Origin of the sequence: Acidisoma cellulosilyticum (assembly GCF_020621385.1) — a bacterium.
Taxonomy (GTDB): domain Bacteria; phylum Pseudomonadota; class Alphaproteobacteria; order Acetobacterales; family Acetobacteraceae; genus Acidisoma; species Acidisoma cellulosilyticum.
Window position 1 is genome coordinate 370,584 of sequence record NZ_JAESVA010000002.1, and the last position, 20,802, is coordinate 391,385.

20 protein-coding genes are annotated in these 20,802 nt (G+C 66.1%); 3 read left to right on the forward strand and 17 right to left on the reverse strand.

Features of this window, described 5'->3' with window-relative positions; genetic code table 11:
* Window positions 1-8 precede the first annotated feature (8 nt).
* Genes ACELLULO517_RS06115 through ACELLULO517_RS06125 form a run of 3 tightly spaced genes read right to left on the reverse strand, consistent with a single transcriptional unit; the run spans window position 9 to window position 3,446 of the window.
* Window positions 9-1,781 carry a GMC family oxidoreductase gene (locus ACELLULO517_RS06115; RefSeq protein ID WP_227306416.1) on the reverse strand — a complete coding sequence of 591 codons (1,773 nt, stop codon included), beginning with the start codon at window positions 1,779-1,781 and terminating at the stop codon, window positions 9-11.
* 49 nt (window positions 1,782-1,830) lie between these two features.
* On the reverse strand, window positions 1,831-2,577 hold the full coding sequence (locus ACELLULO517_RS06120) for a gluconate 2-dehydrogenase subunit 3 family protein (RefSeq protein ID WP_227306417.1): 747 nt from the start codon (window positions 2,575-2,577) through the stop codon (window positions 1,831-1,833).
* A complete protein-coding gene (locus tag ACELLULO517_RS06125; RefSeq protein WP_227306418.1) occupies window positions 2,574-3,446 on the reverse strand; it encodes a sugar phosphate isomerase/epimerase family protein in 873 nt (290 codons plus the stop codon). The genes ACELLULO517_RS06120 and ACELLULO517_RS06125 overlap by 4 nt, the downstream gene beginning before the upstream one ends.
* Before the next feature lie 62 nt (window positions 3,447-3,508).
* Between ACELLULO517_RS06125 and ACELLULO517_RS06130 the strand changes: the two genes are divergently transcribed.
* Window positions 3,509-4,417 (forward strand): LysR family transcriptional regulator, encoded by a 909-nt coding sequence (locus tag ACELLULO517_RS06130; protein WP_227306419.1) that lies wholly within the window; start codon window positions 3,509-3,511, stop codon window positions 4,415-4,417.
* Between the two features lie 162 nt (window positions 4,418-4,579).
* Here ACELLULO517_RS06130 and cobS read toward each other — a convergent pair whose 3' ends face one another.
* Genes cobS through cobA form a run of 4 tightly spaced genes read right to left on the reverse strand, consistent with a single transcriptional unit; the run spans window position 4,580 to window position 8,495 of the window.
* Window positions 4,580-5,323, reverse strand: coding sequence for an adenosylcobinamide-GDP ribazoletransferase (gene cobS / locus ACELLULO517_RS06135; RefSeq protein ID WP_227306420.1), 744 nt, complete (start codon window positions 5,321-5,323; stop codon window positions 4,580-4,582).
* Window positions 5,324-5,338: 15 nt separating this feature from the next.
* On the reverse strand, window positions 5,339-6,352 hold the full coding sequence (cobT, locus tag ACELLULO517_RS06140) for a nicotinate-nucleotide--dimethylbenzimidazole phosphoribosyltransferase (protein ID WP_227306421.1): 1,014 nt from the start codon (window positions 6,350-6,352) through the stop codon (window positions 5,339-5,341).
* A 5-nt stretch (window positions 6,353-6,357) separates the two neighbouring features.
* Window positions 6,358-7,677, reverse strand: a complete 1,320-nt coding sequence (locus ACELLULO517_RS06145; RefSeq protein ID WP_406566243.1) for a cobyrinate a,c-diamide synthase — start codon at window positions 7,675-7,677, stop codon at window positions 6,358-6,360.
* On the reverse strand, window positions 7,677-8,495 hold the full coding sequence (gene cobA, locus ACELLULO517_RS06150; protein ID WP_227306422.1) for a uroporphyrinogen-III C-methyltransferase: 819 nt from the start codon (window positions 8,493-8,495) through the stop codon (window positions 7,677-7,679). Before cobA ends, ACELLULO517_RS06145 begins: the two co-directional genes overlap by 1 nt.
* Before the next feature lie 50 nt (window positions 8,496-8,545).
* Here cobA and ACELLULO517_RS06155 point away from each other — a divergent pair, with 50 nt between their 5' ends.
* Window positions 8,546-9,625, forward strand: coding sequence for a cobalt-precorrin-5B (C(1))-methyltransferase (locus ACELLULO517_RS06155; protein WP_227306423.1), 1,080 nt, complete (start codon window positions 8,546-8,548; stop codon window positions 9,623-9,625).
* Here the strand turns inward: ACELLULO517_RS06155 and cobM are convergent.
* Genes cobM through cbiE form a run of 3 tightly spaced genes read right to left on the reverse strand, consistent with a single transcriptional unit; the run spans window position 9,613 to window position 11,953 of the window.
* Entirely contained in the window at window positions 9,613-10,374 is a 762-nt protein-coding gene (gene cobM / locus ACELLULO517_RS06160; protein ID WP_227306424.1) for a precorrin-4 C(11)-methyltransferase, read from the reverse strand. The genes ACELLULO517_RS06155 and cobM overlap by 13 nt on opposite strands.
* The gene (locus ACELLULO517_RS06165; RefSeq protein ID WP_227306425.1) at window positions 10,371-10,745 is read right to left on the reverse strand and encodes a cobalamin biosynthesis protein; all 375 of its coding nucleotides are present in this window, start codon (window positions 10,743-10,745) and stop codon (window positions 10,371-10,373) included. The genes cobM and ACELLULO517_RS06165 overlap by 4 nt, the downstream gene beginning before the upstream one ends.
* Entirely contained in the window at window positions 10,742-11,953 is a 1,212-nt protein-coding gene (gene cbiE, locus ACELLULO517_RS06170; protein ID WP_227306426.1) for a precorrin-6y C5,15-methyltransferase (decarboxylating) subunit CbiE, read from the reverse strand. The genes ACELLULO517_RS06165 and cbiE overlap by 4 nt, the downstream gene beginning before the upstream one ends.
* Here cbiE and ACELLULO517_RS06175 point away from each other — a divergent pair.
* Window positions 11,935-12,714 (forward strand): cobalt-precorrin-6A reductase, encoded by a 780-nt coding sequence (locus ACELLULO517_RS06175; RefSeq protein ID WP_227306427.1) that lies wholly within the window; start codon window positions 11,935-11,937, stop codon window positions 12,712-12,714. The two genes, cbiE and ACELLULO517_RS06175, sit on opposite strands and share 19 nt — an antisense overlap.
* Here ACELLULO517_RS06175 and cobJ read toward each other — a convergent pair.
* The 7 genes from cobJ to ACELLULO517_RS06210 all read right to left on the reverse strand — a co-directional run bounded on the left by cobJ (window position 12,678) and on the right by ACELLULO517_RS06210 (window position 20,732).
* A complete protein-coding gene (gene cobJ / locus ACELLULO517_RS06180; protein WP_227306428.1) occupies window positions 12,678-13,451 on the reverse strand; it encodes a precorrin-3B C(17)-methyltransferase in 774 nt (257 codons plus the stop codon). The two genes, ACELLULO517_RS06175 and cobJ, sit on opposite strands and share 37 nt — an antisense overlap.
* A gap of 133 nt (window positions 13,452-13,584) precedes the next feature.
* On the reverse strand, window positions 13,585-14,313 hold the full coding sequence (locus ACELLULO517_RS06185) for a precorrin-2 C(20)-methyltransferase (protein ID WP_227306429.1): 729 nt from the start codon (window positions 14,311-14,313) through the stop codon (window positions 13,585-13,587).
* The gene (locus ACELLULO517_RS06190) at window positions 14,310-14,942 is read right to left on the reverse strand and encodes a precorrin-8X methylmutase (RefSeq protein ID WP_227306430.1); all 633 of its coding nucleotides are present in this window, start codon (window positions 14,940-14,942) and stop codon (window positions 14,310-14,312) included. Before ACELLULO517_RS06190 ends, ACELLULO517_RS06185 begins: the two co-directional genes overlap by 4 nt.
* Entirely contained in the window at window positions 14,939-16,186 is a 1,248-nt protein-coding gene (locus ACELLULO517_RS06195; protein WP_227306431.1) for a hypothetical protein, read from the reverse strand. Before ACELLULO517_RS06195 ends, ACELLULO517_RS06190 begins: the two co-directional genes overlap by 4 nt.
* The gene (locus tag ACELLULO517_RS06200) at window positions 16,183-19,320 is read right to left on the reverse strand and encodes a cobaltochelatase subunit CobN (RefSeq protein WP_227306432.1); all 3,138 of its coding nucleotides are present in this window, start codon (window positions 19,318-19,320) and stop codon (window positions 16,183-16,185) included. The genes ACELLULO517_RS06195 and ACELLULO517_RS06200 overlap by 4 nt, the downstream gene beginning before the upstream one ends.
* 18 nt (window positions 19,321-19,338) lie before the next feature.
* Entirely contained in the window at window positions 19,339-20,364 is a 1,026-nt protein-coding gene (gene cobW, locus ACELLULO517_RS06205) for a cobalamin biosynthesis protein CobW (RefSeq protein ID WP_227306433.1), read from the reverse strand.
* A complete protein-coding gene (locus ACELLULO517_RS06210) occupies window positions 20,361-20,732 on the reverse strand; it encodes a DUF1636 family protein (protein WP_227306434.1) in 372 nt (123 codons plus the stop codon). The genes cobW and ACELLULO517_RS06210 overlap by 4 nt, the downstream gene beginning before the upstream one ends.
* Window positions 20,733-20,802: the final 70 nt, after the last annotated feature.

Genomic DNA, 20,802 nt, shown 5'->3' on the forward strand with positions numbered 1-20,802 from the left:
GCCCTCTCTCACAGCGCCACAAGAGGGCCGGGCGACTTCAGGTATTTCGTCTTGATCGCTTCCGCCGCCCAAAGCGTCAGCGCGCCGACCGTGCCGGTCGGGTTATAGCCGCCGTTATTGGCGAAGGCGCTGGCGCCGCAGACGAAGGTATTCGGCACGTCCCAGCTTTGCAGATAGCGGTTGATCGCGCTTGTTGTCGGGTCATCGCCCATCACGGCGCCGCCCGTGGTGTGAGACGAAAGGTTATCCATCGGCGAATAGGGTTTTGCCGTCGGCTCGCTGCGCACCACCAGGGACGCCTTCATGGCATGGCCCATTTCGACCGAGCGGTCGGCGATGAAATGCGCCATGCGCTTGTCGTTCTCGTTCCAGTCATAGGTCACGCGCAGCAGCGGCCGGCCGAAGCGATCAGTATAGGTCGGGTCCAGATCGAGAAAGACATCCTGATGCGGCGTGCTTGACCCCATGCAGTAGATGGAATTCGCGGTCTGATAGCTCTCCTGATACGCCTTCTTCCATGCGCTGCCCCAGCGCGGCGTGCCGGGCGGCACGGCATTGCCGAGGCCGATCGGCCGCCCATTGGTGGAATGGATCAGCATGTTGGAGCCACCGATGAAATCGACATTGGCATGGTCGAAATTATCGCTGTTGAAATCATCCACGGCTTGCGCCAGCGCACCCGCCCCGATGAAGGGATTGAGATGCTCGTCCTTGAAGAAGACGCTGGCGCCCGCAATCGTCTGGTTCGCATAGTTGCGGCCGACGACGCCGGTCAGCGAGGCACGGTCATAGGGTTTGCCGATGCCGGAGAGCAGCATCAGGCGGACATTGTCCATCTGATAGGCCGAGATCACGACGATATCGGCAGGCTGTTCCCATTCGCGGCCGGACTTGTCGACATAGGTGACGCCCGTTGCCAGTTTTTTGTCGGGCGTCAGGTTCACCTTCATCACTTCGCTTTCGGTGATGAGGGTGAAACTCGGGCGGTTCATCAGCGCGGGCAGGATGCAGGCATTCGGGCTGCTTTTAGACCAGTTGCCGCAGCCGAAGAATTCGCAATAACCGCAATAGGTGCAAGGCGCCATGTGAACGCCGAGGGGATTGGTATAGGCGCCGGAGGTATTGCCGGCCGGCACGGGGAAGGAATGCCAACCGAGTTCCTTCGCACCGGCATCGAACAGCATGGCGGCCTGCGTGCGTTCCAGCGGCGGCAGCGGATAGTCACGTGCGCGCGCGCCTTCAAAGGGATTGCCGCCGGGCTGGATGACACCCTGAATATTGCCGGCCTTGCCGGACGTGCCCGCCAGGCGCTCGAACTTATCGTAGAAGGGTTCCAGGTTGTCATAGGTGACACCCCAGTCCTGCACCGTCATGCCCGGCAGGATCTTGTTCGCGCCGTATTTTTTGACCGTGTTCGAATAGAGCTGGAAATCGTTCGGCAGGAAGCGCCAGGTCATGCCGTTCCAATGCGAGCCCGCGCCGCCCGCGCCCCAGCCGAACTGATAGGTATTGAAATCGCGCAAAGGCCGCGCTGACTGGCTCGGGTTATCGCGGAAGCTCATCGTTTCCACAGACAGCGGCTGCAACAATTCGCGCCGCGTCGCGTAGCGCAATTCGTCCGTATCCATGCTGGTCGGGAAATCGCCGCTGGTATCGCGCCAGCCGCCACGCTCGATGGCGACGACATTCAGGCCGGCCAGCGTCAGTTCATTCGCCATCAAGGAACCGGCCCAGCCGAGACCGATGATGACCGCGTCGGCCTTGGGGCGTTTCATAGCCATTGGGTAACCTCACGTGCAGTCGGATAGGAAACGCAAGACAGGTCGCGCATCACGCAGGATTCCAGCCGGGCCGGCCCATCAGGCTGACCGGTTCCAGATCAAGCTTTTCGCCGCGGCGGCCGATGACGTCGCGATAATCGTAGCGCGCGCCAGGGAAGCCGAGCAGCTTCCAGCCGGCCATGTCCTTGTTGCCGCCATAGATGGGATCGGCGAAATAGCCTTCACGGACATTCTGGATCAGCTGATTGAAGAAGACCGAGCTGGGTACTGGGCCGGTATAGAAGGCGCCGCCCTCCATCTCATGCAGCAGCGCGTCCTGATCATCGGCCGAGAGGGCGATGAAGGCCTTGCCGCTATGCTTTGACGCGCAATAGGCAACCATGGCCGCGAGGCCCTGGCGATAGCGCTGCGCGAACGTCTCCAAAGTCTGCGGTCCCTGTTGCGGCGTGCCGGGGCGATAGGGACCTTTCAGATAATAATTGGTGCCTTGCCCGTACTGACCGGCCAGTTGCTTGTCGATGAAGACGGCGCAGCCGGCTTCCTTCCCGCCGATGCTGAGTTCATCGGCGGGAATGATGCGGTCGGCGATCGCACCCACCAGCGCCGCTTCATCGGCCGTGAAGAACTCCCAAACATAGGGCTCGGCCGGTGCGGCCGGCGGCGGCGTTCCCGCACTCGCCGACCAGGGCAGATGGCCGGAAATCTCTGCGGCTTCACTCACGGGCAGCGTCGCCGCTGTGCCAACCAGCGCAGCCGCCGTTCCCAGAAGATCGCGACGCGGAATGGGAGATGTCACGGTTTGGCACCTTCGCTTGTGAAAGACGTATCGACACTGCGACGAAGCGCCAGCATCGCACGCGCCGCGACTTTTGCAGGATCGAGACTTTTCAATTCATCGTTAAAGACTTCGAGACCGATCGGTCCGGCGTAGCCGATATCTGCAAGCTTTCTGAGAAGCGCGCCGATGGGGAATGCACCTTCGCCCGGCAGCAGACGGCTATGCCGCGCCACCTGCCGATACGCGCCCGGCGCGATCGGCTTGCCATAGTCCGAGAGCTGGACAAGCGCGATGCGATCCGCCGCAATTCCTGACAGATCCACGACCGTGCGTTCGCGTGCAAAAATATGAAAGGCGTCGATGACAAAAAGAAGATTCGGGCGGTTCGCCGCGTCCAGAATCTCCACGGCCGATGGCAATGTATGGATATACTTGCTCCAGGCCATCGGCTCATAGGCGATGCGCATACCCATCTCCGCCGCACGGTCCGCCAGCCAGCCGATGTCCTCCACAATGCGCGACGGATCGCAGGCGCTGTCGGTCGATGCGGGCGCCAGCAGCGTATGCGCACCCAGAGCACGCCCCGTCTCCAGCATCGCCAGCGCCTCGGCCCGTTTGGCTGCGCGCTTGTCATCCGCTGCGCCATCGAAATCGAGCAGGACCTGATAATCGATCAGGCCCAAAGCGCGTTCGGCGAGTGCCGCGCGGACAGGCGCGACGCCACCCGCCGCGTCCACGTCCTGACGCCAGACCTCGATCGCGTCGAATCCGGCCGCACCAGCGGCGGCGATCTTCGCGTCCACCGAACCGCCCAGAAGAATTGTGTTGATGAACAGCGCGTTGAGTGGCGGGGCCAAGCGGGACGACGCGGAGCTATCGATGGACATGGGCGCAAAATGCGCTGGTTGAGATAAGTGACAAGGCTGAATATCTCGTCAAAACGATAAGTTTGTCTTATCTCACCTTCATGGACCTGCGTCACTTCCGTACCTTCGTCACGGCGGCCGAGTTGCTGAGCTTCGGACAGGCGGCCGAACGCCTGGGCATCGCCCAGCCTGCGGTCAGCCAGCTTATCAAAACGATGGAGGATGAGCTGGGCTTTCCGCTATTCCGTCGCCTGCGCCGTGGGGTGGAACTGACGCCCGCGGGCGCCGCCATGCTGCCGGAAGCGCGCGCGACGCTGGATCAGGCGCAGCGCAGCCTGCGGGTTGCCCGCAGCGCGCGGCGGGGCGAGATCGGGCGCATCGATATCGGCTACAGCTTCTCCATCATGGCGGAGCCGATGCTGCCGGCGCTGATCCGCCGCTTCTCGGCAGCCTGGCCGGAGATCACGCTGGAATTCTCCGCCCGCGCCGTCGAGGAAAGCATCAACCAGGTGCTGGAACAAACGCTGGATGTGGTCTTCGTGCGCGCCCCCCTGGGCCAGCTGTCGCGCGAGCTTGTGGTCGAGGACTTCTACCAGTCGGAATTGACGGCGGTGCTGCCCATCGGTCATCCGCTGGCGCAGTCCGGCAGCGTATCGCTGCAAACCTTATCGACCGAAAAACTGATCCAGATCGACGATCAGCCCGGCTTCGGCCTCGGTCAACGCGTGCAGGATCTGTTCGCGGCGGAAGGCCTTACGCCGCGCATCGGTCTGCATGTCGACAATGTCACCGGCATCACGGGGATGACCGCCGCCGGCATGGGCGTCGGCATCGTGCCGCGCGCCATCGCCGAGCAGGGCGGCGCCATCGCCATTCGATCCCTCGCGGATTGCGACGCCCAGATTACGGTCTGCATGATCCACCGTCGCCAGCTTTCCCCGCAGTTGCAGCGCTTCATCGCCATGGCGCGTATGGTGTCAGCGGAGCCCTAAACTCTGTCAGGTTTAGTTGGAAACGCCCCCAAATCTGTCGCCCGCGGCTTCATGCCGCGGGTCTACCCAGTTAGGCGCCAACACGGCGTCTGGGCGCCGCGCCGGGTAGGTCCGCGCAACGAGTGCGCGGATGACGGCTTATCTATTAAAACCTGACAGACTCTAAGACGCGCTCGCCAGCACCAGCAGCACCGCGCATTCCGTCAATTGCTCCGTCGCGCCCAAGGTGTCGCCGGTATAGCCGCCGAGCATGCGACGACCGAGTGCGACCATCGCCAGCACCAGGATCATCGTCACCACGATGACGGGCAGCAGATGATGACCGTGCAGCGCGAGAAGGCTGAGCAGCAGCGCGATAACCCAGCCGCCCCAGACCCGCTTGCGGTCCAAAGCCCCCAGCGCCGCCGCCAATCCGCCCGGCTTTGCCGGTTTGGACAGCAGCACGACGCCCGGCATGGCGGCACGGCCGGCCATGCCCGCGACGATCAGCGCCGGGAAGACGAATCTGGGGTCCGCGATCTGCGCCAGGGCGCCGACGCGCAGACCGATGGACGCAATCAGCGCCAGCGCGCCGAAACTGCCGATGCGGCTGTCCTTCATAATGGCCAGCCGGCGCTCGGCCGTCGCACCGCCGCCGATGCCATCCGCGCTATCGGCCAGCCCATCCTCATGAAAGCCGCCTGTCGCGATCACCATGGCGATGACGGACAGAAGGGCCGCGAGACAGGGCGAGAGATGCCAATGCCAGGCAAGGCTATAGACGGCCGCACCGATCAGCCCGACGACAAGCCCCGCCAGCGGCCAGGCCCAGACGCCGGCGGCCATGGGGCTGACACTGCGCGCCTTCGGCAGCGGCAGGCGCGTCAGCAGCCCGAAGGCTGCGATAAGATCGCCAAGGATCGCCATGACAGGGCGCCCCGTTCAGTCGCGATTGGCGACACCGGCCTGGGAAAAGGTCGCCATGCCGGTATGGCAGGCGACGGCCGCGCGGAAGATGGAAACGGCAACCGCCGCACCCGATCCCTCGCCCAGCCGCATATCGAGATTGAGCAGTGCCGGACGGTGCAGTTCCTGCACCAGATGGCGATGCCCGGCCTCGGCCGAGACATGACCGATCATGCAATGGTCCAGCCCGTCCGGCAGCAGCTTCGCCAATGGTGCGGCAGCGGCCGAGCAGACGAAACCGTCCAGCAGCACGGGAATGCTATGGCGCCGGGCCGCCAGCACGGCGCCGAGAATGGCGGCGGTCTCACGCCCGCCCAGCCTGCGCGCGACCTCCCAAGGGTCGTTCAGCGCTTCACCGTGCAAAGCCAGCGCGCGCTCCACCACGGCGGCCTTATGGGTCACGCCTTCCGCATCCAGCCCTGTGCCACGACCGGCCCAACGCAGCGCAGGACCACCGAACAGCGCCGCCGAGATGGCGGCCGCAGCCGTGGTATTGCCGATCCCCATCTCACCCAGACAAAGAAGGTCCGTGCCCGGCACCACGGCATCATAGCCGGCCGCCAGCGCCTTGCGGAATTCCAGCGGCGTCATCGCCGGCTCGACCGTGAAATCGGCGGTCGGCCGATCCAGCATCAGCGGCACCACGGAAAAGGCCGCGCCGTTCGCGCGGGCGATCTGATTGATGGCGGCCCCGCCAGCCTCGAAATTCGCCACCATCTGCGCGGTGACGGAGGGTGGATAAGGTGAGACGCCCTGGGCAGTGACACCGTGATTGCCGGCGAAGACGATGACATCGACCTGATCGAGGCGCGGCATCTCCCGCCGCTGCCAGGCAGCGAGCCAGGCGACGATTTCTTCCAGCAGTCCCAGACTGCCCGGCGGCTTGGTCAGATCGGCCTGACGCCGCATGACGCCGGCCGCTGCCGCTTCATCCGGCCCCGGCAGTTTGCGCAGCAGATCCTGAAGGAAATCCCCAGTATGCGTCATCATACCGATCACTCCTCTTGCGCGATGAGGTGAAAGAAGCTGCCCGAGACCAGGCCTCGGCTACTGCCGGCAGCGCCCAGGGACAGGCCCTTCGCGTCCGCCAGTTCGACGAAAGGCGCGTCGTCGCCGGGATCTGAGACGGTGGCGTAGTGGAATTCATGCCCGCGGAGACGCATGCCCTGAGGTCCCAGCGGATTGTCAGACAGCAGCCTGGCGCGACGATAGCCCAGGTGCATTTTTCGCACCGCGAAGCTCGTCGCATGATTGAGCAGTCTCACCATTTCGTGAGTTTGTCCAGCCGCGTCCGTCAAGACCGCGCCCAGAACCATATAGCCACCGCATTCGCCATGGACCGGTCGCGTTTCTGCGAAAGCCTGCAATCCCTTCTTGAACACTTGCGCAGCGGCGAGTGCCGGTCCGTGCAATTCAGGATAGCCGCCCGGCAGCCAGCAGGCATTTGCACTGTCATCCGGAATTTCATCCGCCAGCGGCGAAAAGAACGAGATTTCGGCGCCCTGCGCGCGCCAGCCGGCAAGCAGGTGCGGATAAAGGAAGGTGAACGCGGCATCTTTCGCCACCGCGATGCGCTGTCCCGTTGGCCGAACGGCGGGCATGACGGTCGCAGCCGGCCGAATTGGTCGGGCAAGCGCCAGAATGGCATCAAGGTCGAAGCGCGCGGCCGCAAGGGCCGCGAGTTCGGAAATGCGGGACGCCAGATCGCCCGTCTCCTCCGCCTGCACCAATCCCAGATGCCGTTCCGGCAAGGTCAGCCGCTTGTCGCGCAGCAGGCTGCCCAGGACCGGCAGGCCGATCGCCGCCATGGCCGGGCGGATGCCGGCATCATGCTTCGGACTGCCGCAGCGGTTGAGGATGATACCGGCGATATCGACACCCGCCTCAAACCCCATGAAGCCGCGCGCGACGGCGGCCGCCGTCTGGCTCTGGCCTGAGACATCGGTCACCAGCACCACCGGCAGATCATAGCGCGCGGCCAGATCGGCGGCGCGGCCTGAGGCACCGGCCGGGGCCGCGCCCACATCGGCGCCGTCGAACAGACCCATCGAGGCTTCGATGAGCAGGATGTCCGCGCCGCTGGCGGCTTCCGCCAGCAGACCGTCCAGCAGTTCGGGCGGCATCGCCCAACTGTCGAGATTCAGAACCGGTCGTCCGGTGGCTGCCGCGTGAAAGGCCGGGTCGATATAATCCGGCCCCGATTTGGCGACCGCGACGGTCAGCCCCCGCGCCTTCAGCGCGGCGGCCAGACCGAGGGTCACGGTCGTCTTGCCGGAGCCTGAGCGCGGGGCCGCGAGGATGATCCCTTTCGCCATCAGGGGCAGAGTTCGGGTTCCATCGCGGCGACGAGGTCCAGAATGCGCGCGCGCATGGTCACGATCCGGCCGATAACGATCAGCGCCGGGGCTTCCTCATCCGCGTCACCCACCGTCTCGGCGATATGGCCGAGGTCGGTGACGGTGACCGCCATATCGGGCGTCGTGGCGCCCACGATCAGCGCGGACGGCATATCCGCCCCCATACCGCCGGCCATCAACCGACGCGCGATGGTGCCGATGCGCTTGGCACCCATATACAGGACGATAGGCTGGCCCAGGGTCGCCATCGCTTCCCAGTTCAGCGTCGCGTGCTGGGATTCGGCGCCGTGACCGGTCGCGAAGATGATGGCCTGGTTGATGCCGCGCATGGTGGCCGGAATGAAAGCCGCCGCCAGACCCGCAACACCCGCCGTCAGACCCGGAATGACGCGGAAGGGAATGCCGGCCTCGGCGAGCGCCAAAACCTCCTCGCCGCCACGACCGAACACGAAGGGATCGCCGCCCTTCAGTCTCAATACTCTGCGCCCACGCTTGGCCTGGGCGACCAATTCGGCCGAAATGCTCGCCTGTTCGGAAGACGGGCGGCCGCACCGCTTGCCGGCATGGATCAGTTCCGCGTCCGGCTTGAGCAGGGATAGAATCTCGGGCCCGACCAGCGCATCCGTCAGCACGACATCGGCCTGGGACAAAGCCGAGACCGCATGCAGCGTCAGATGCCCGGCATCACCCGGACCGGCGCCCGCCAGCCAGACATGGCCCGGCTCCAGCCTTGGCCCTTGTGCCATCAGGCGCGTCAGCGCCGTCTCGACCGTCATTCCCATTCTCCACCGTGACTTGCCGTCACGGCCCCTCTAGGTTCCGGCGTGTGGATACGCCCTCTCTTCGCCGCGGTTGGACGACCGGCGCTTGCGCCACCGCCGCCGTGCGTGCGGCGGCGACCGCGCTGCTGACCGGCCAATTCCCAGACCCCTGCACCATCCGCCTGCCCGGCGGGCAGACGGCGGGTTTCGCACTGGCCGCGACCAAGCTGCTTCCAAAAGCCGCCATGGCCGCTGTCGTCAAGGACGCTGGCGACGACCCTGATGTGACGCATGGCGCTTTGATCCGCGCGACGGTCTCGCCCGGCGCTGCCGGTAGCGGCATCACCTTCCGCGCGGGCAGCGGCGTCGGCATGGTCACCCTGCCCGGCCTGCCTATTCCGCCGGGCGAGCCCGCCATCAATCCGGTGCCGCGCCGCATGATGACGGAAGCGCTGCAAGCAGTTTCCGCCGAGGCTGGCATTGCCTGCGATTGGGTCGTGGAAATTGGCGTCGATGACGGCGAGCGGCTTGCGGAAAAGACGCTCAATCCGCGCCTGGGGATTCGCGGCGGGCTGTCCATTCTCGGCACGACCGGGATCGTTATTCCGTTTTCCTGCTCGGCCTGGATCGACAGCATTCATCGCGGCATCGATGTCGCGCGCGCCCTGGCCCTGCCCCATGTCGCGGCCGCGACGGGACGAACGTCCGAGGAAGCCGTGCAGGCGCTGTACGGCCTGCCCGAACCCGCGCTGATCGACATGGGCGATTTCGTCGGCGGCACGCTGAAATACCTGCGCCGCCATCCGGTGCCGCGCGTCACCATCGCGGGCGGGCCGGCCAAGATGACCAAACTGGCGCAAGGGCGGCTGGATCTGCATTCCAAACGCGGCGCGGTCGATTCTGCCGTCCTCGCTAATCTGGCGCGCAGCATCGGGGCTGACGAGGCCCTGGCAGGTGCAATCGAAGGCGCCAATACCACGTTGCATGCCTTTGAACTTGCGGCAAACCTGCCTCTCGCTGCTGCCATCGCCGAGCGCGCCCATGCCATAGCCCAGGATGTGCTGGGCGATGCGCCGATCGCGCTGGATATCCTGATCTTCGACCGCACGGGCAAGCTGATCGCCCGGCATCCTCAGCCGGCCTGACCACGAAAACGACGCACGTAATCGAAGTCATACAGCGCGCTGTCGCGGAACCCCGAGGGGTCTATCGCCGGCCCCACCATCACCAGCGCCGTGCGCTCCACCGGATCGGCTTCGTGCAGAGCGACCAGCGTGGCAAGCTTGCCGCGCATGACCCGCTCATCCGGCCAGGTGGCGCGGGCGACGATGGCGGCCGGACAGTCTGGTCCGTAATGCGGGGTCAGTATATCGACGATCTCGCCCAGCCGATGGATCGCGAGATGAATGGCGAGTGTGGCCCCCGTCGCGGCGAAGGCAGCCAGCGTCTCACCCGGCGGCATCGGGCTGGCGCGGCCATCCATGCGGGTGAGAACGAGGCTTTGCGCGAGGCCCGGCACCGTCAGTTCACGCCCTAAAGCGGCGGCAGCGGCGGCAAAGGCCGGCACGCCGGGCACCATCACCCAGGGGATGCCGAGCGCATCCAGCCGCCGGGTCTGTTCGGCGACGGCGCTGTAGATCGACAGATCGCCGGAATGCAGCCGCGCGACATCCTGTCCCGCTTCATGCGCTAAAGCGTATGCCTCGGTGATCTGGTCCAGGTTCATCGGCGCGGTATCGACCAGCAGCGCATCCGCCGGGCAATGCGCCAGCATGGCGCGCGGGACGATGGACCCGGCAAATAGACAGACCGGACAGCGGGCCAGAATGTCCCGTCCGCGCAGCGTCAGCAGATCCGCCGCCCCTGGCCCGGCGCCGATGAAATAGACCGTCAATGGACTTTCCCTTCGGCCAGGGCGCAGGTGACACCACCGGCCGAAATGCGCGGCAGAACCAGCCGCCCGGACGGACCGGCGGCCGCCAGCGCGGCTGCTTCGGCGACGGAGGCAAGCCCGACCTCGGCCTCCGCCCTGCGCGACCGCGTCAGGCAACGGCCCTGCTCACCCTTCAGGTCGGATTTGGCGATCCACAGGATCGGCAGGCCCAAAGTCTGGGCGGCTTCCAGAATGCCGGCCTCGCCGTTGCGGAATTCCGGCACGGCCAGCAGGTCCGGCTTGTCGAAGCCGAGGTCTGCGGCATCCTCCAACACCTGAATGATGGCCTGGGCCGAGATACCTGTGCGGCAACCGATACCCGCGACGATCATGGTTTTACCGCCCGATATTGAAGCACTGTACGAGCAGGTGCGAAGCCTTGCATCCCGCCCAGCGGTTCCAGCCGCTCGATCCCGATACGCGTCAGCCGCCCGCCCCAGCGCGCATGCAGACCCAGCACCGCACGCTCAGTCTCCAGCGTTACCGCATTGATGACGAGGCGCCCGCCGGACTTGAGCGCCGACCAGCAAAGCTCCGTCACGGCGGGATTGGCTGCCCCGCCGCCGATGAAAATGGCGTCCGGCACCGGAAAGCCGTCCAATGCGTCCGGCGCGTGGCCCTGCCGCAGGATCAGTGCCGGCACACCTAGGTTGACGGCGTTGCGCGTGATGCGTGCCGCGCGATCCGCCCGCGTCTCGATGGCGATGGTCCGATTGGCCGGATGGCGCAGCATCCATTCGATGCCGATGGAGCCTGAGCCCGCACCGATATCCCATAGTAATTCGCCGCGCCGGGGGCCGAGGGCGGCGATGGTCAGCGCACGGACCTCCCGTTTGGTGATCTGGCTGTCCGTCTCAAACCAATCCTCGTCCAGACCAGGGCTGAGTGGCAGAGCGGGACCGCCCACAACCTCCAGCGCCATCAGGTTCAGCGCCGAGATCGGATCATGAAAACCGCGTGACGCTTTGAAACTGAACGAATCTTCCTGGCTGCCACCGATCTGTTCCAAGACCCGGATGGTGGTATCGCCAAAGCCCCAGCGCGTCAGCAGGGCGGCGAGCGCGGAGGGTGTGCTGGCATCGGCCGAGAGCGCCAGGATGCGGGATTTGGGTTGCAGCAGCGGGCGAATGGCTTCCAGCGGGCGTCCGCAGAAGGAAATCGTCGCGATATCCTGCAAGGCCCAGCCGAGCCGATTGGCCGCCAGACTGAACGCAGACGGCGCCGGAATGGTGCGGATTTCACCGACGGGTATTTGCTTGGCGAGCAGCGAGCCCATGCCGAAGCAGAAAGGGTCACCCGAGGCCAGCACCACTACCCGCCGTCCGCGCCAGGCGGCGATGATCGGCACGGCATCGGTAATCGGGCTCGGCCAAGTATAGGCCTCGGTCTCCCCGATCAGCGAGGCCGCGAGATTCAGGTGACGCTCCCCGCCAGCCACGATCTCCGCCTGGGTCAGCGCAGCCCGGCCGGCAGCCGTCAGCCCCTCGACACCGTCCTCGCCGATGCCGACAATCACCAGCCATGGCACAAGCCTTACCATTGCGGGTTCTTATCCTGGGCGGCACAACCGAAGCATCCGGTCTCGCCCGGCTGGTGGCGGATCAGGATTGGATTTCTCCGGTGCTGTCCTTCGCCGGTCGGACCCTGTCGCCGGTTCTGCCACCCATTCCGCATCGCATCGGCGGTTTCGGCGGCGTCGACGGGCTGGCTGGCTTTCTCCGGGCGGAAAAGGTCGATCTGATGATCGACGCGACGCATCCCTTCGCCAACCGTATCTCCAACAATGCCGCGCAAGCCGCTGAGATTGCAGGTCTTCCCCGTCTGATATTGCAGCGCGGCCCTTGGCTGGCTGGCTTGGGCGATGACTGGCGCGTGGTGCCGAGTGTCACCGAAGCCGCCAAGGCCATTGGCGCGCAACCGAAGCGCGTCTTCCTGACCATCGGCCGGCAGGATCTGCTGCCCTTCCGGGACCTGGCGCCGCAGCACGACTATCTCATCCGCAGCGTCGATGCGCCGGATATGGCGTTGCTGCCGCCGCGCGTGGAAATCCTCACCGGTCGCGGGCCGTTCGACGCCGAAGCTGAACGAGCGTTGATGACAATCAAGCAAAGTCAGGTGCTTGTGACGAAGAATTCCGGCGGCGCGGATGGCAAGTTGGCGGCTGCCCGCGCGCTTGGTCTGCCCGTCATCATGGTCGCGCGCCAGGCCCCGCCGCCGGGCGAGATTGTGGAAACCCCGGCCGAGGCGCTGGCCTGGATCGCCCGTCATGCGGGAAGAGGTCCGACGGAGCGTGGCGCGTAAATCCAGTCGGAATGACCATTACCGCGCGCGATGCGCCGCGTCTCGGCCGTGCCGATGATGACCATGGTCCGCATATCCGCGCGTTCCGGCGCGCCAGCGGCTTCCGTGAGGGTCAGGACCTCGATCCGCTCGTCCGGTCTTGTCACGGCGGAGGCAAAGATCACTGGCGTCTCGCTTGGCAGAATCTCGGTCAACGCCATCAGCGCCGCGCCCAATTGCCAGGGCCGCACGCGGGAGATGGGATTATAGAGCGCGAGCGCGAAGCCGGCCGAGGCCGCAGCGCGGACGCGATGCAAAACCAGATCCCAGGGCTTCAGATTGTCTGAAAGAGAAAGAACAGCAAAATCATGACCTAAGGGCGCGCCGACACGCGCGGCGGCGGCCAGCATGGCCGAGATGCCGGGCAGAACCTGAATATCCAGCGCCCGCCATTCGGCCGGGCCGCTCTCGACCGCCTCGAACACCGCGCTCGCCATGGCGAAAACGCCAGGGTCACCACCCGAAACGACGGCGACGCGGCCGCCTGAGGCTGCACAAACCAGGGCGGCCCTGGCGCGGGCAATCTCCTCCCGATTGTCGGACGCATGGCGCGTCAGACCGGGGCGTTCCGGCACGCGAGCGACATAGGGGAAATAGCCGAAGACATCGGTGCAACGGGCCAGCGCGGCCGAGGCTTCCGGCGTCACCAGCCCAGCGTCGCCAGGACCGAGGCCGATGACGTAGAGCGCACCCTTCATCGCTGGCGATGCCTGCTATCGTCACCCGCGCACTTGTTGCGCGGGCGCACCCGGTCAGGCGCCCACACAGCGTCCTGCCGCCCATTCGGGTAGATGCGCGCAACGAATGCGCGCAAGACGGGTTTGGTGGCCCTCATCGCTGACCCTGACGACCGGGGACGAGGATCATCGAGAAATACGGCGCGGCGCCATCCGCGATCTCGGCCAGCGGCAGGATGCGGCTATCGGCCATGGTGCCGCGCTCGACATAGATCGCGCGGTCGGCGCGGCCCAAAGCCGTCAGCACGCGACGGGTCTTGGCGAGGTTGCGACCAAGCTTCATGATCACGGCAGCATCCGTGCGCGCCAGTGCTGCCATAAGCTGATCTTCCGGCATGGTGCCGGGCACCACCGAAAGCACGTCATCGCCATGTGTCATCGGCGCCTGAGCCTGCGCCCAGCAACCGGTCATGCCCAGCACGCCGGGGACCACCTCCATGGCGAAGCGCTCGCGCAGCCGGTCGAACAGATACATCGACGAGCCGTAGAAGAAGGGGTCGCCCTCACACAGCAGCGCCACGTCCTGCCCGGCCGCCAAGCGCGCGCCAATGGCCTCGGCAGCCTGATCGTAGCAAGCCGTCATGGCGTCGATATAGCGGGGATCGGTATGGGGAATTTCGACCGTCAACGGGTAGTCGAACCGCAACTCCGCCACGCCGTCCCGCAGATAGGTGCTGGCGATGGCACGGGCATGGCCCTGCTTTCCGGCTTTGGCGAAGAAAGCGATAACCGGCACCGCGCCCAGAATGCGCGCGGCTTTGACAGTGATGAGGTCCGGGTCACCCGGCCCCATGCCGAGCGTAATCAGGCGACCGGGGGTCACTCGGCGTCACTCGCCAGCGCATTGACGGCCGAGACCGCCATGGCGCTGCCGCCGCGTCGGCCTTCGACGATCAGATAGGGCAAGCGGCCGTCAGCCCGCAGCGCGTCCTTGGATTCAGCGGCGCCGACGAAACCCACCGGCAGGCCGATGACGGCAGCCGGCAGCGGCGCCCCGGCATCGAGCAGTTCCAGCAGATGGAACAAGGCCGTCGGCGCATTGCCGATAGCGACGACCGCGCCCGCCAGCCGGTGGCCCCAGAGGTCGAGTGCTGCGGCCGAGCGGGTATTGCCGATGGCCTTGGCAAGCCCCGGTGTTTCCGGCGCATCCAGCGTGCAGATCACCTCATTCCCCGCCGGCAACCGCGCGCGGGTAATGCCATGGGCGACCATCTTGGAATCGCATAGGATCGGCGCACCGGCCAGCAAAGCGGCCCGTCCGGCTTCCGCGAAGCCCACGCCGAACTGGATCGCGTCCGCGATCTCCACCATGCCGCATCCATGGATCATGCGGACGGCAATGCGGCTCTCGGCTGGCGAGAAGCGGGAGAGATCGGCCTCGGCCCGGATGATGGCGAAGGAACGCTCATAGATGGCGGCCCCTTCACGGATATAGTCGTAACGGTCGGTCATGACGGCAGGCTCTGCCCTAGCGCCGCGATTTGCGCCAGGGTCTGATGACGGATGGAAGGCATATCGCTGGTTCGGCCGTCGCGAATGAGGTCGAATCTCCCCGCGCGACCGACCAGCGTGATGGGCGCGGCCCCCGGATGGGCGCAGCCTTTCACGCAGCCGGAGAGGTGAATCCGCGAATCGCCGGCTTGCCGATGACGCGCGAGTTCGGCGGCGGCTGGGTGCGTTTCGACCTCGCCCCGGATACAGGCAGGCGCGCCGGCGCAGGTGGTGATCGACAGTCGGCCGTCATCGGGGCCAGTGATGAAGCCAAGCCGTTCCGCCTGACGTAGAAGCGGCGGCGCGTCTTCGGGCGCGACGCCCGCGATGCAGAGGCTTTTCCAGGGCGTCGGGCGCAGATTGCCGTCGCCCTGGCTTTGCGCGAGACGGGCGAGACCGGCGAAAGCCTCGGCCGTCATCTGGCCGAAGGCGGGCATGACAAGGGTGAAGCTCTGCGCGTGATAGCCGGGCTTCGGCGCGGGACCTGTGCGGGTGGTGACACGGGTCGTATGACCCGCCAGAGCCTGCACGCGCTCCGGGATGTCCTCGGGCGCACAGGCCTCGCCGTTCACCTGCCATAGGCCTTGGACGAAGCGGATGGTGACGTCGAGGCTGATGCCGGTCAGCTGCAGGGCCCCGCCGCCATCGATGACGATGCCAAATTTGGCGGGGAGATTGTCTGGGCGCCCGAACGGGTAGACCCGCGGGTCAGGCCCGCGGGCGACGGCTGGGGGCGCGCAAGGCGCCTTTCGCTCGGCATCCGCGCTATCATCCTCCGCAGGATCGTCCCTCGCACTATCGTCATCCGCGGATTTGTTCCGCGGACCTACCCGATCAAGAGCCACCAGCGCTGCCTTGACCGCTTCCATCACCGCCGCCGTATCCGGCGCCATGGTCGGGTCGGCACCCAGAAGCGGGGAGATGAGACCCAAAAACCCCTCGCCCGCCGCGCCGCCGGCTTCTTCGATGGCAGCGGTGAAGGGCGCGATCGTTGTCGGTTTCAGGCCCCTGATCTGGATATTCGCGCGGTTCGTGACCTCGATAATGCCATTGCCGAAGCGGATCGCCGCGTCAGCCACCGCGAGCGCGAGACCGGCGGAGATCACGCCCGCCACAGGCCGCACGCGCGCCAGCCAGCCGTCCCCCGATTCCATCGGCCGGAACAGGCTGGGGCACCAACCACGGATCAGGTCCGCATCGGTCATTCGACGGCTTCCGTGGCAAGCACCGAAAGACTGTTGCGACGCGGCCGCCATAGATCCTCGGACAAAGCACGGTTGAACTGGCGCTGCATCGCCGCCAGAGCGGCGGGGTTTTCGGCTGCCAGGAACAACGCGACCGCCTCATCGCCCAGCGTCGCGTCGAACAGCAGATCGAATTGCGCGTCGAAGCGGTCCGGCAGCGTGACCGCGAATCCGGTCAGGCTTTCCGCCGCGCGGGCGATGTCGGCGGCACCGCGAAAGCCATGCCGCATCTGCCCCGCGATCCAGCGCGGATTGGCCGCCCGCCCGCGCACCACGCGACGGATTTCCTCGGCGATGGTGCGCAGCTTCGGCGCATCAGGATTGGCGGTGTCGAGATGATACAGCGCGGGCAATGCGCCCAGAGACGCGGCGGCGGCGGCAAAGCCGCCCTCATGCGCCGCATAGTCAGGGCTTTCGAGAATATCCGTTTCCGAATGATCCTGGGCATGGACGAAACCATCTGCCGCCGCGATCCGACCGGAAAAATCCTCGTCGCTACCATCCATGGCAGTCGAACCTGCCGCATAACCCCGCGCGATCTCCACCCGGCTGCCGGACAGATCGACGCCGGACCCGTAACGTCCGTCCTGCGGCCCGAAGACGCGCGCGCCCAGCGCGCCTGCAAGGGGATTGAGGTCTGCGGGCTCGTCGCGACCTGCGACCGCCCGCACGGCCTGGTCGAACAGAGCGATCTGCCCCGCGAAAGCGTCCCGGAACAGGCCGGAAATGCGCAGGGAGACATCGACACGCGGGCGGTCGATCTCGGCCAGCGGCAGAACCTCAAACCCGTTCACCCGCCCGGTGCCGCTATCCCATAGCGGCCTCACACCAAGCAGGATCAGGCCGAGGGCGAAATCCTCCCCGCCCGTCCGCATCGTCGCACTGCCCCAAAGATCGATGACCAGAGCACGCGGCCAATCCCCTTGTTCCTGCCGGTGGCGGGCGAGCAGCGCCCGCGCCGCCTTCTCGGCCAATTGCATGGCCGAGCTTGTCGGGATCAGGCGCGGATCGAAGGTGACAAGATTGCGCCCAGTCGGCAGCACGTCGGCGCGGCCGCGCGTCGGCGCGCCGGCCGGGCCGGGCGGGATGAAGCGCCCATCCAGCGCCGCCAGCAACGCGCCCATCTCCGCCACCGCACAGCTATCCAGCTTAGCGGCCAAAATTTCGGGTGCGATATCCGGGCTTGCGGCGACCAGCGCCGCGACCAGACCGGCACGCTGCGCCGGTGCCGGGGCTTGGCCGAAGACATGCAGCCCGTCGCGGATCTGCATATCCTTCACGTCGCATAGATAGGCGTCGAGCTTGGCCAGCGCCGCGTCCTCACCCTCCTCCTCCAGCCGCGCGCCACTTTCGGCAAGCAGGCCAGTGGCACGCGCTTCGGTGAGGATTTCTACCTCCAGCGAAGTGGCACGGCGCCGATCCAGCCCGTCGGCGGCGGCGAATTCGTCAATCAGCCTTTCCAACCCTTCGGCACGGCCGGACAGCCCCGCGCGCTGCAAAGGCGGCGTCAGATGACCGATGGTGACGGCACCCAGGCGCCGCTTGGCGGGCGCGGCTTCACCCGGATTATTGACGATGAAGGGATAGATCACCGGCAGACCGCGCGTCAGCCGAACCGGCCAGCAATCGGCCGAGAGCGCTGCGGGCTTGCCCGGCAGCCATTCCAGCGTGCCATGCGTGCCGAGATGGATCAGCGCGTGAACCTCGGTCCGCAGCCGATCGTAGAAGGCGATGTAATCGGACGAGGGCGGCGCGTCCGGGTCATGATAGCTCGTCTTGCGATCTGCCGAGGCAGCGCGATCCGGCTGCACCGCAATGCGGATATTGCCAAGGACAAGCACCTCTCGGCGCGCCAGCGCCGCCAGATCGACAGGGGCAAGATCGCCGCCGGTCTCGTAACCCGCGTCGGACAGCCGGTGCAGAATGACGCTGACGCTGGCGAGACTGTCCAGCCCCACGGCATAGCCGAGTTCATGGCTGGTCGGCCCTGCCGCCGCCGGATAGTCGGACAGAATCACGGCCAGGCGTCGGTCCGCCGCAGGCGTTTCGGCGAGCGTCACCCAGCCGACAGCACGGTCGGCCGCGAGGGCAATGCCATCCTTATCCGGCATCAGACGGGCCTGACCCGTCTCGTCCCGTTCCTTGAAGGAAATCGCCGTCGTCAGCAGGCGGCCGTCAGCCTCCGGCAGCACGACCTGCATGGCGAGATCGGCCTGGGACAGGCCACGCGCCGAAGCATCCCAGGCGGACCGGGACGATCCTGCCTGCACGCATTGCAGAATGGGACAATTGCCCGCTTCAAGCGGCGAAGGCGCGTCACCCAGCCGCGCCGAAAACCCGGTGAGGTTGAGGATGACGGACGGCTTCCAGGCGATCAGCCAGTCACGGACGAAGGCAGCAGCGTCGGGGTTCTTCAGACTATCCACATAAAGCGCACGAACACCCAATCCACGCTCGGCCAGGGCATCAGCGAGCGCGGAAACCGGCGCGGTCTCCCCCGCCAATAGATGCGATCGGTAAAACAGGATCACCGCATCGGGTGCGCCTTGCGCTTGCCCAAATAGACCGCAAGCTGGCAGCGCTTGCGCCGTCGCAGGCACATCCGGCCAAAGCCCGGCGGCATGGGCCACCCCCTGAAAAGCGCGGGCAAGATTGTCGGCGCCGCTCTCCCGCAGGCAGCGGTCGATGGCGAGGCGCGCTTTGGCATCCATGGTGGAAATAGCGGCCAGCTTCGGATCGTCGCCGCGCCCGTCGCCCGGCAGCACGGCGAGCGGAATACCATTCGCCCGGCAGGTCGCCGCAATCTCTTCGATGCCGTAGCGCCAATAGTCGATACCGCCGAGCAGGCGGATGACGACGACGTGGGCCTTCGCCACCAGCTGCTCGCACAGAAGATCGACCGAGAGCGGATGCAGGAAGCGGGAAATCCGCTCCAGCCTTACGCTTGGGAAATCAGCCGGCAGCGTCGCCGCCGCAGCAGCACTCAGGTCACTGTCGGAAAACGATAGAAAAAGGATATCGGCGGGCGTGCCGCCGGGATCGACCGCCTGCTCGCCCTCCTCCAGCCCATGACCTTCCCGAAACAGGATATGCATGACGTGCGGCTTGCGCCCTTAGCCCTGGATGGCGCTGGTGATGGCCGCGTGGTCCAAGCCACGACGGCCGATGACGACGATACCGCCCGGAACCTCGCCCGGCGCCCAGGCGCGGTCATATTCATGGCGGAAGCGACTGCCGACGCCTTGCACGACCAGACGCAGCGGCTTGCCCTCGATAGCCACGAAACCCTTCATGCGCAGCACGTCATGCACCGCTGCCGTCTTTTGCAGGCGGGCGATCAGCGGCTCGGGTGCCGACTGCGCGGGCAGCGGCACGACGAAGCTTTCCCAGTCGTCATGCTCGTGATCGTCCAGCCCGTCATGATGGGACGGGCGGCTGGCCAGATCATCCTCGGCCTTTGCCGCAAGACCCAGCAGAATGGCGGGGTCGATCCGGGACTCGCGGCTCGGCAGCACCTTCACCGCGCGCGGCAATTGGGCGGCGATCCCGGCGGCGAGGCCCGCGATATCGCTCTCGGCCAGCAGATCGGTCTTGTTGAGCAAAACTAGATCGGCCGCACCCAGCTGATCCTCATAGACCTCCGCCAGCGGGTTATCATGGTCATAGGCCGGGTCTTCCGCCATCATCCGCGCCACCTCCTCCGGGTCATCCGCGAAGCGCCCGGCAGCGACGGCCGGGCCGTCCACCACCGCGATGACACCGTCGACCGTCACGCGCGCGCGGATCGCGGGCCAGGTGAAAGCCTTCAGCAGCGGCTTGGGGAGTGCGAGGCCCGAAGTTTCGATCACGATATGCTCGGGCGGGTTCGGCCGATCGAGCAGCGCTTCCATCGCTGGCAGGAACTCATCCGCCACCGTGCAGCACAGGCAGCCGTTGGAGAGTTCGACGATCTGATCCTCGTCGCAGCCCTCGATCCCGCAGCCGGCCAGCACGCCGCCGTCGATGCCGAGCGAGCCGAATTCGTTGACGATGACGGCGATGCGCCTTCCGCCGGCATTCTGCAGCAGATGGCGCACCAGCGTCGTCTTACCGGCGCCGAGGAAGCCGGTGATGATGGTGGCGGGAATGCGCGGGGTCATGGGGCGGTCTCCATAGCCGGGATACGCCCGACGACGACATTGTGGCGAAGGCTTTCCGGACGGCGGCTGGGTAACAGCGCCCCCGTTTCATGCGCCGCATAGGCACGGGCATAGGTCAGGATATCGGCGGCCAGATCGGGGGTCAGGCGGCTGAGCAGATAGCCCCATTTGCCGGGCGCGGTGACGGCCAGGCTGCAGCCCTCGCCACAGCGCGCCAGACATTTTACGGCTCTCAGCGTGAAGGGCTCATCTTCGGTCATCAGGCTCGCGACAAGGTCATGCAGCGTCAGGCCGGGGCGCGGCTCATCCGGATGGCCGCAGGTGATGCAGATATGGAGGTTGGTTTGGGGGGTAACGTCATTCGCCAAGGCGCGATCTCCGGTCCATCAAGCACCCGGACGCCGGGCGGAAACGGGGATGCGACCAAGGAAACCCTTC

Bases quoted from the DNA above. Each gene is read 5' to 3' on its own strand.
- ACELLULO517_RS06115 (WP_227306416.1), bottom strand. From the start codon at position 1,781: ATGGCTATGAAACGCCCCAAGGCCGACGCGGTCATCATCGGTCTCGGC.
- ACELLULO517_RS06125 (WP_227306418.1), bottom strand. From the start codon at position 3,446: ATGTCCATCGATAGCTCCGCGTCGTCCCGCTTGGCCCCGCCACTCAAC.
- cobS (WP_227306420.1), bottom strand. From the start codon at position 5,323: ATGGCGATCCTTGGCGATCTTATCGCAGCCTTCGGGCTGCTGACGCGC.
- cobT (WP_227306421.1), bottom strand. From the start codon at position 6,352: ATGATGACGCATACTGGGGATTTCCTTCAGGATCTGCTGCGCAAACTG.
- ACELLULO517_RS06145 (WP_406566243.1), bottom strand. From the start codon at position 7,677: ATGGCGAAAGGGATCATCCTCGCGGCCCCGCGCTCAGGCTCCGGCAAG.
- cobA (WP_227306422.1), bottom strand. From the start codon at position 8,495: ATGACGGTCGAGACGGCGCTGACGCGCCTGATGGCACAAGGGCCAAGG.
- ACELLULO517_RS06165 (WP_227306425.1), bottom strand. From the start codon at position 10,745: ATGATCGTCGCGGGTATCGGTTGCCGCACAGGTATCTCGGCCCAGGCC.
- ACELLULO517_RS06175 (WP_227306427.1), top strand. From the start codon at position 11,935: ATGGCACAAGCCTTACCATTGCGGGTTCTTATCCTGGGCGGCACAACC.
- cbiE (WP_227306426.1), bottom strand. From the start codon at position 11,953: ATGGTAAGGCTTGTGCCATGGCTGGTGATTGTCGGCATCGGCGAGGAC.
- cobJ (WP_227306428.1), bottom strand. From the start codon at position 13,451: ATGAAGGGTGCGCTCTACGTCATCGGCCTCGGTCCTGGCGACGCTGGG.
- ACELLULO517_RS06190 (WP_227306430.1), bottom strand. From the start codon at position 14,942: ATGACCGACCGTTACGACTATATCCGTGAAGGGGCCGCCATCTATGAG.
- ACELLULO517_RS06195 (WP_227306431.1), bottom strand. From the start codon at position 16,186: ATGACCGATGCGGACCTGATCCGTGGTTGGTGCCCCAGCCTGTTCCGG.
- ACELLULO517_RS06200 (WP_227306432.1), bottom strand. From the start codon at position 19,320: ATGCATATCCTGTTTCGGGAAGGTCATGGGCTGGAGGAGGGCGAGCAG.
- cobW (WP_227306433.1), bottom strand. From the start codon at position 20,364: ATGACCCCGCGCATTCCCGCCACCATCATCACCGGCTTCCTCGGCGCC.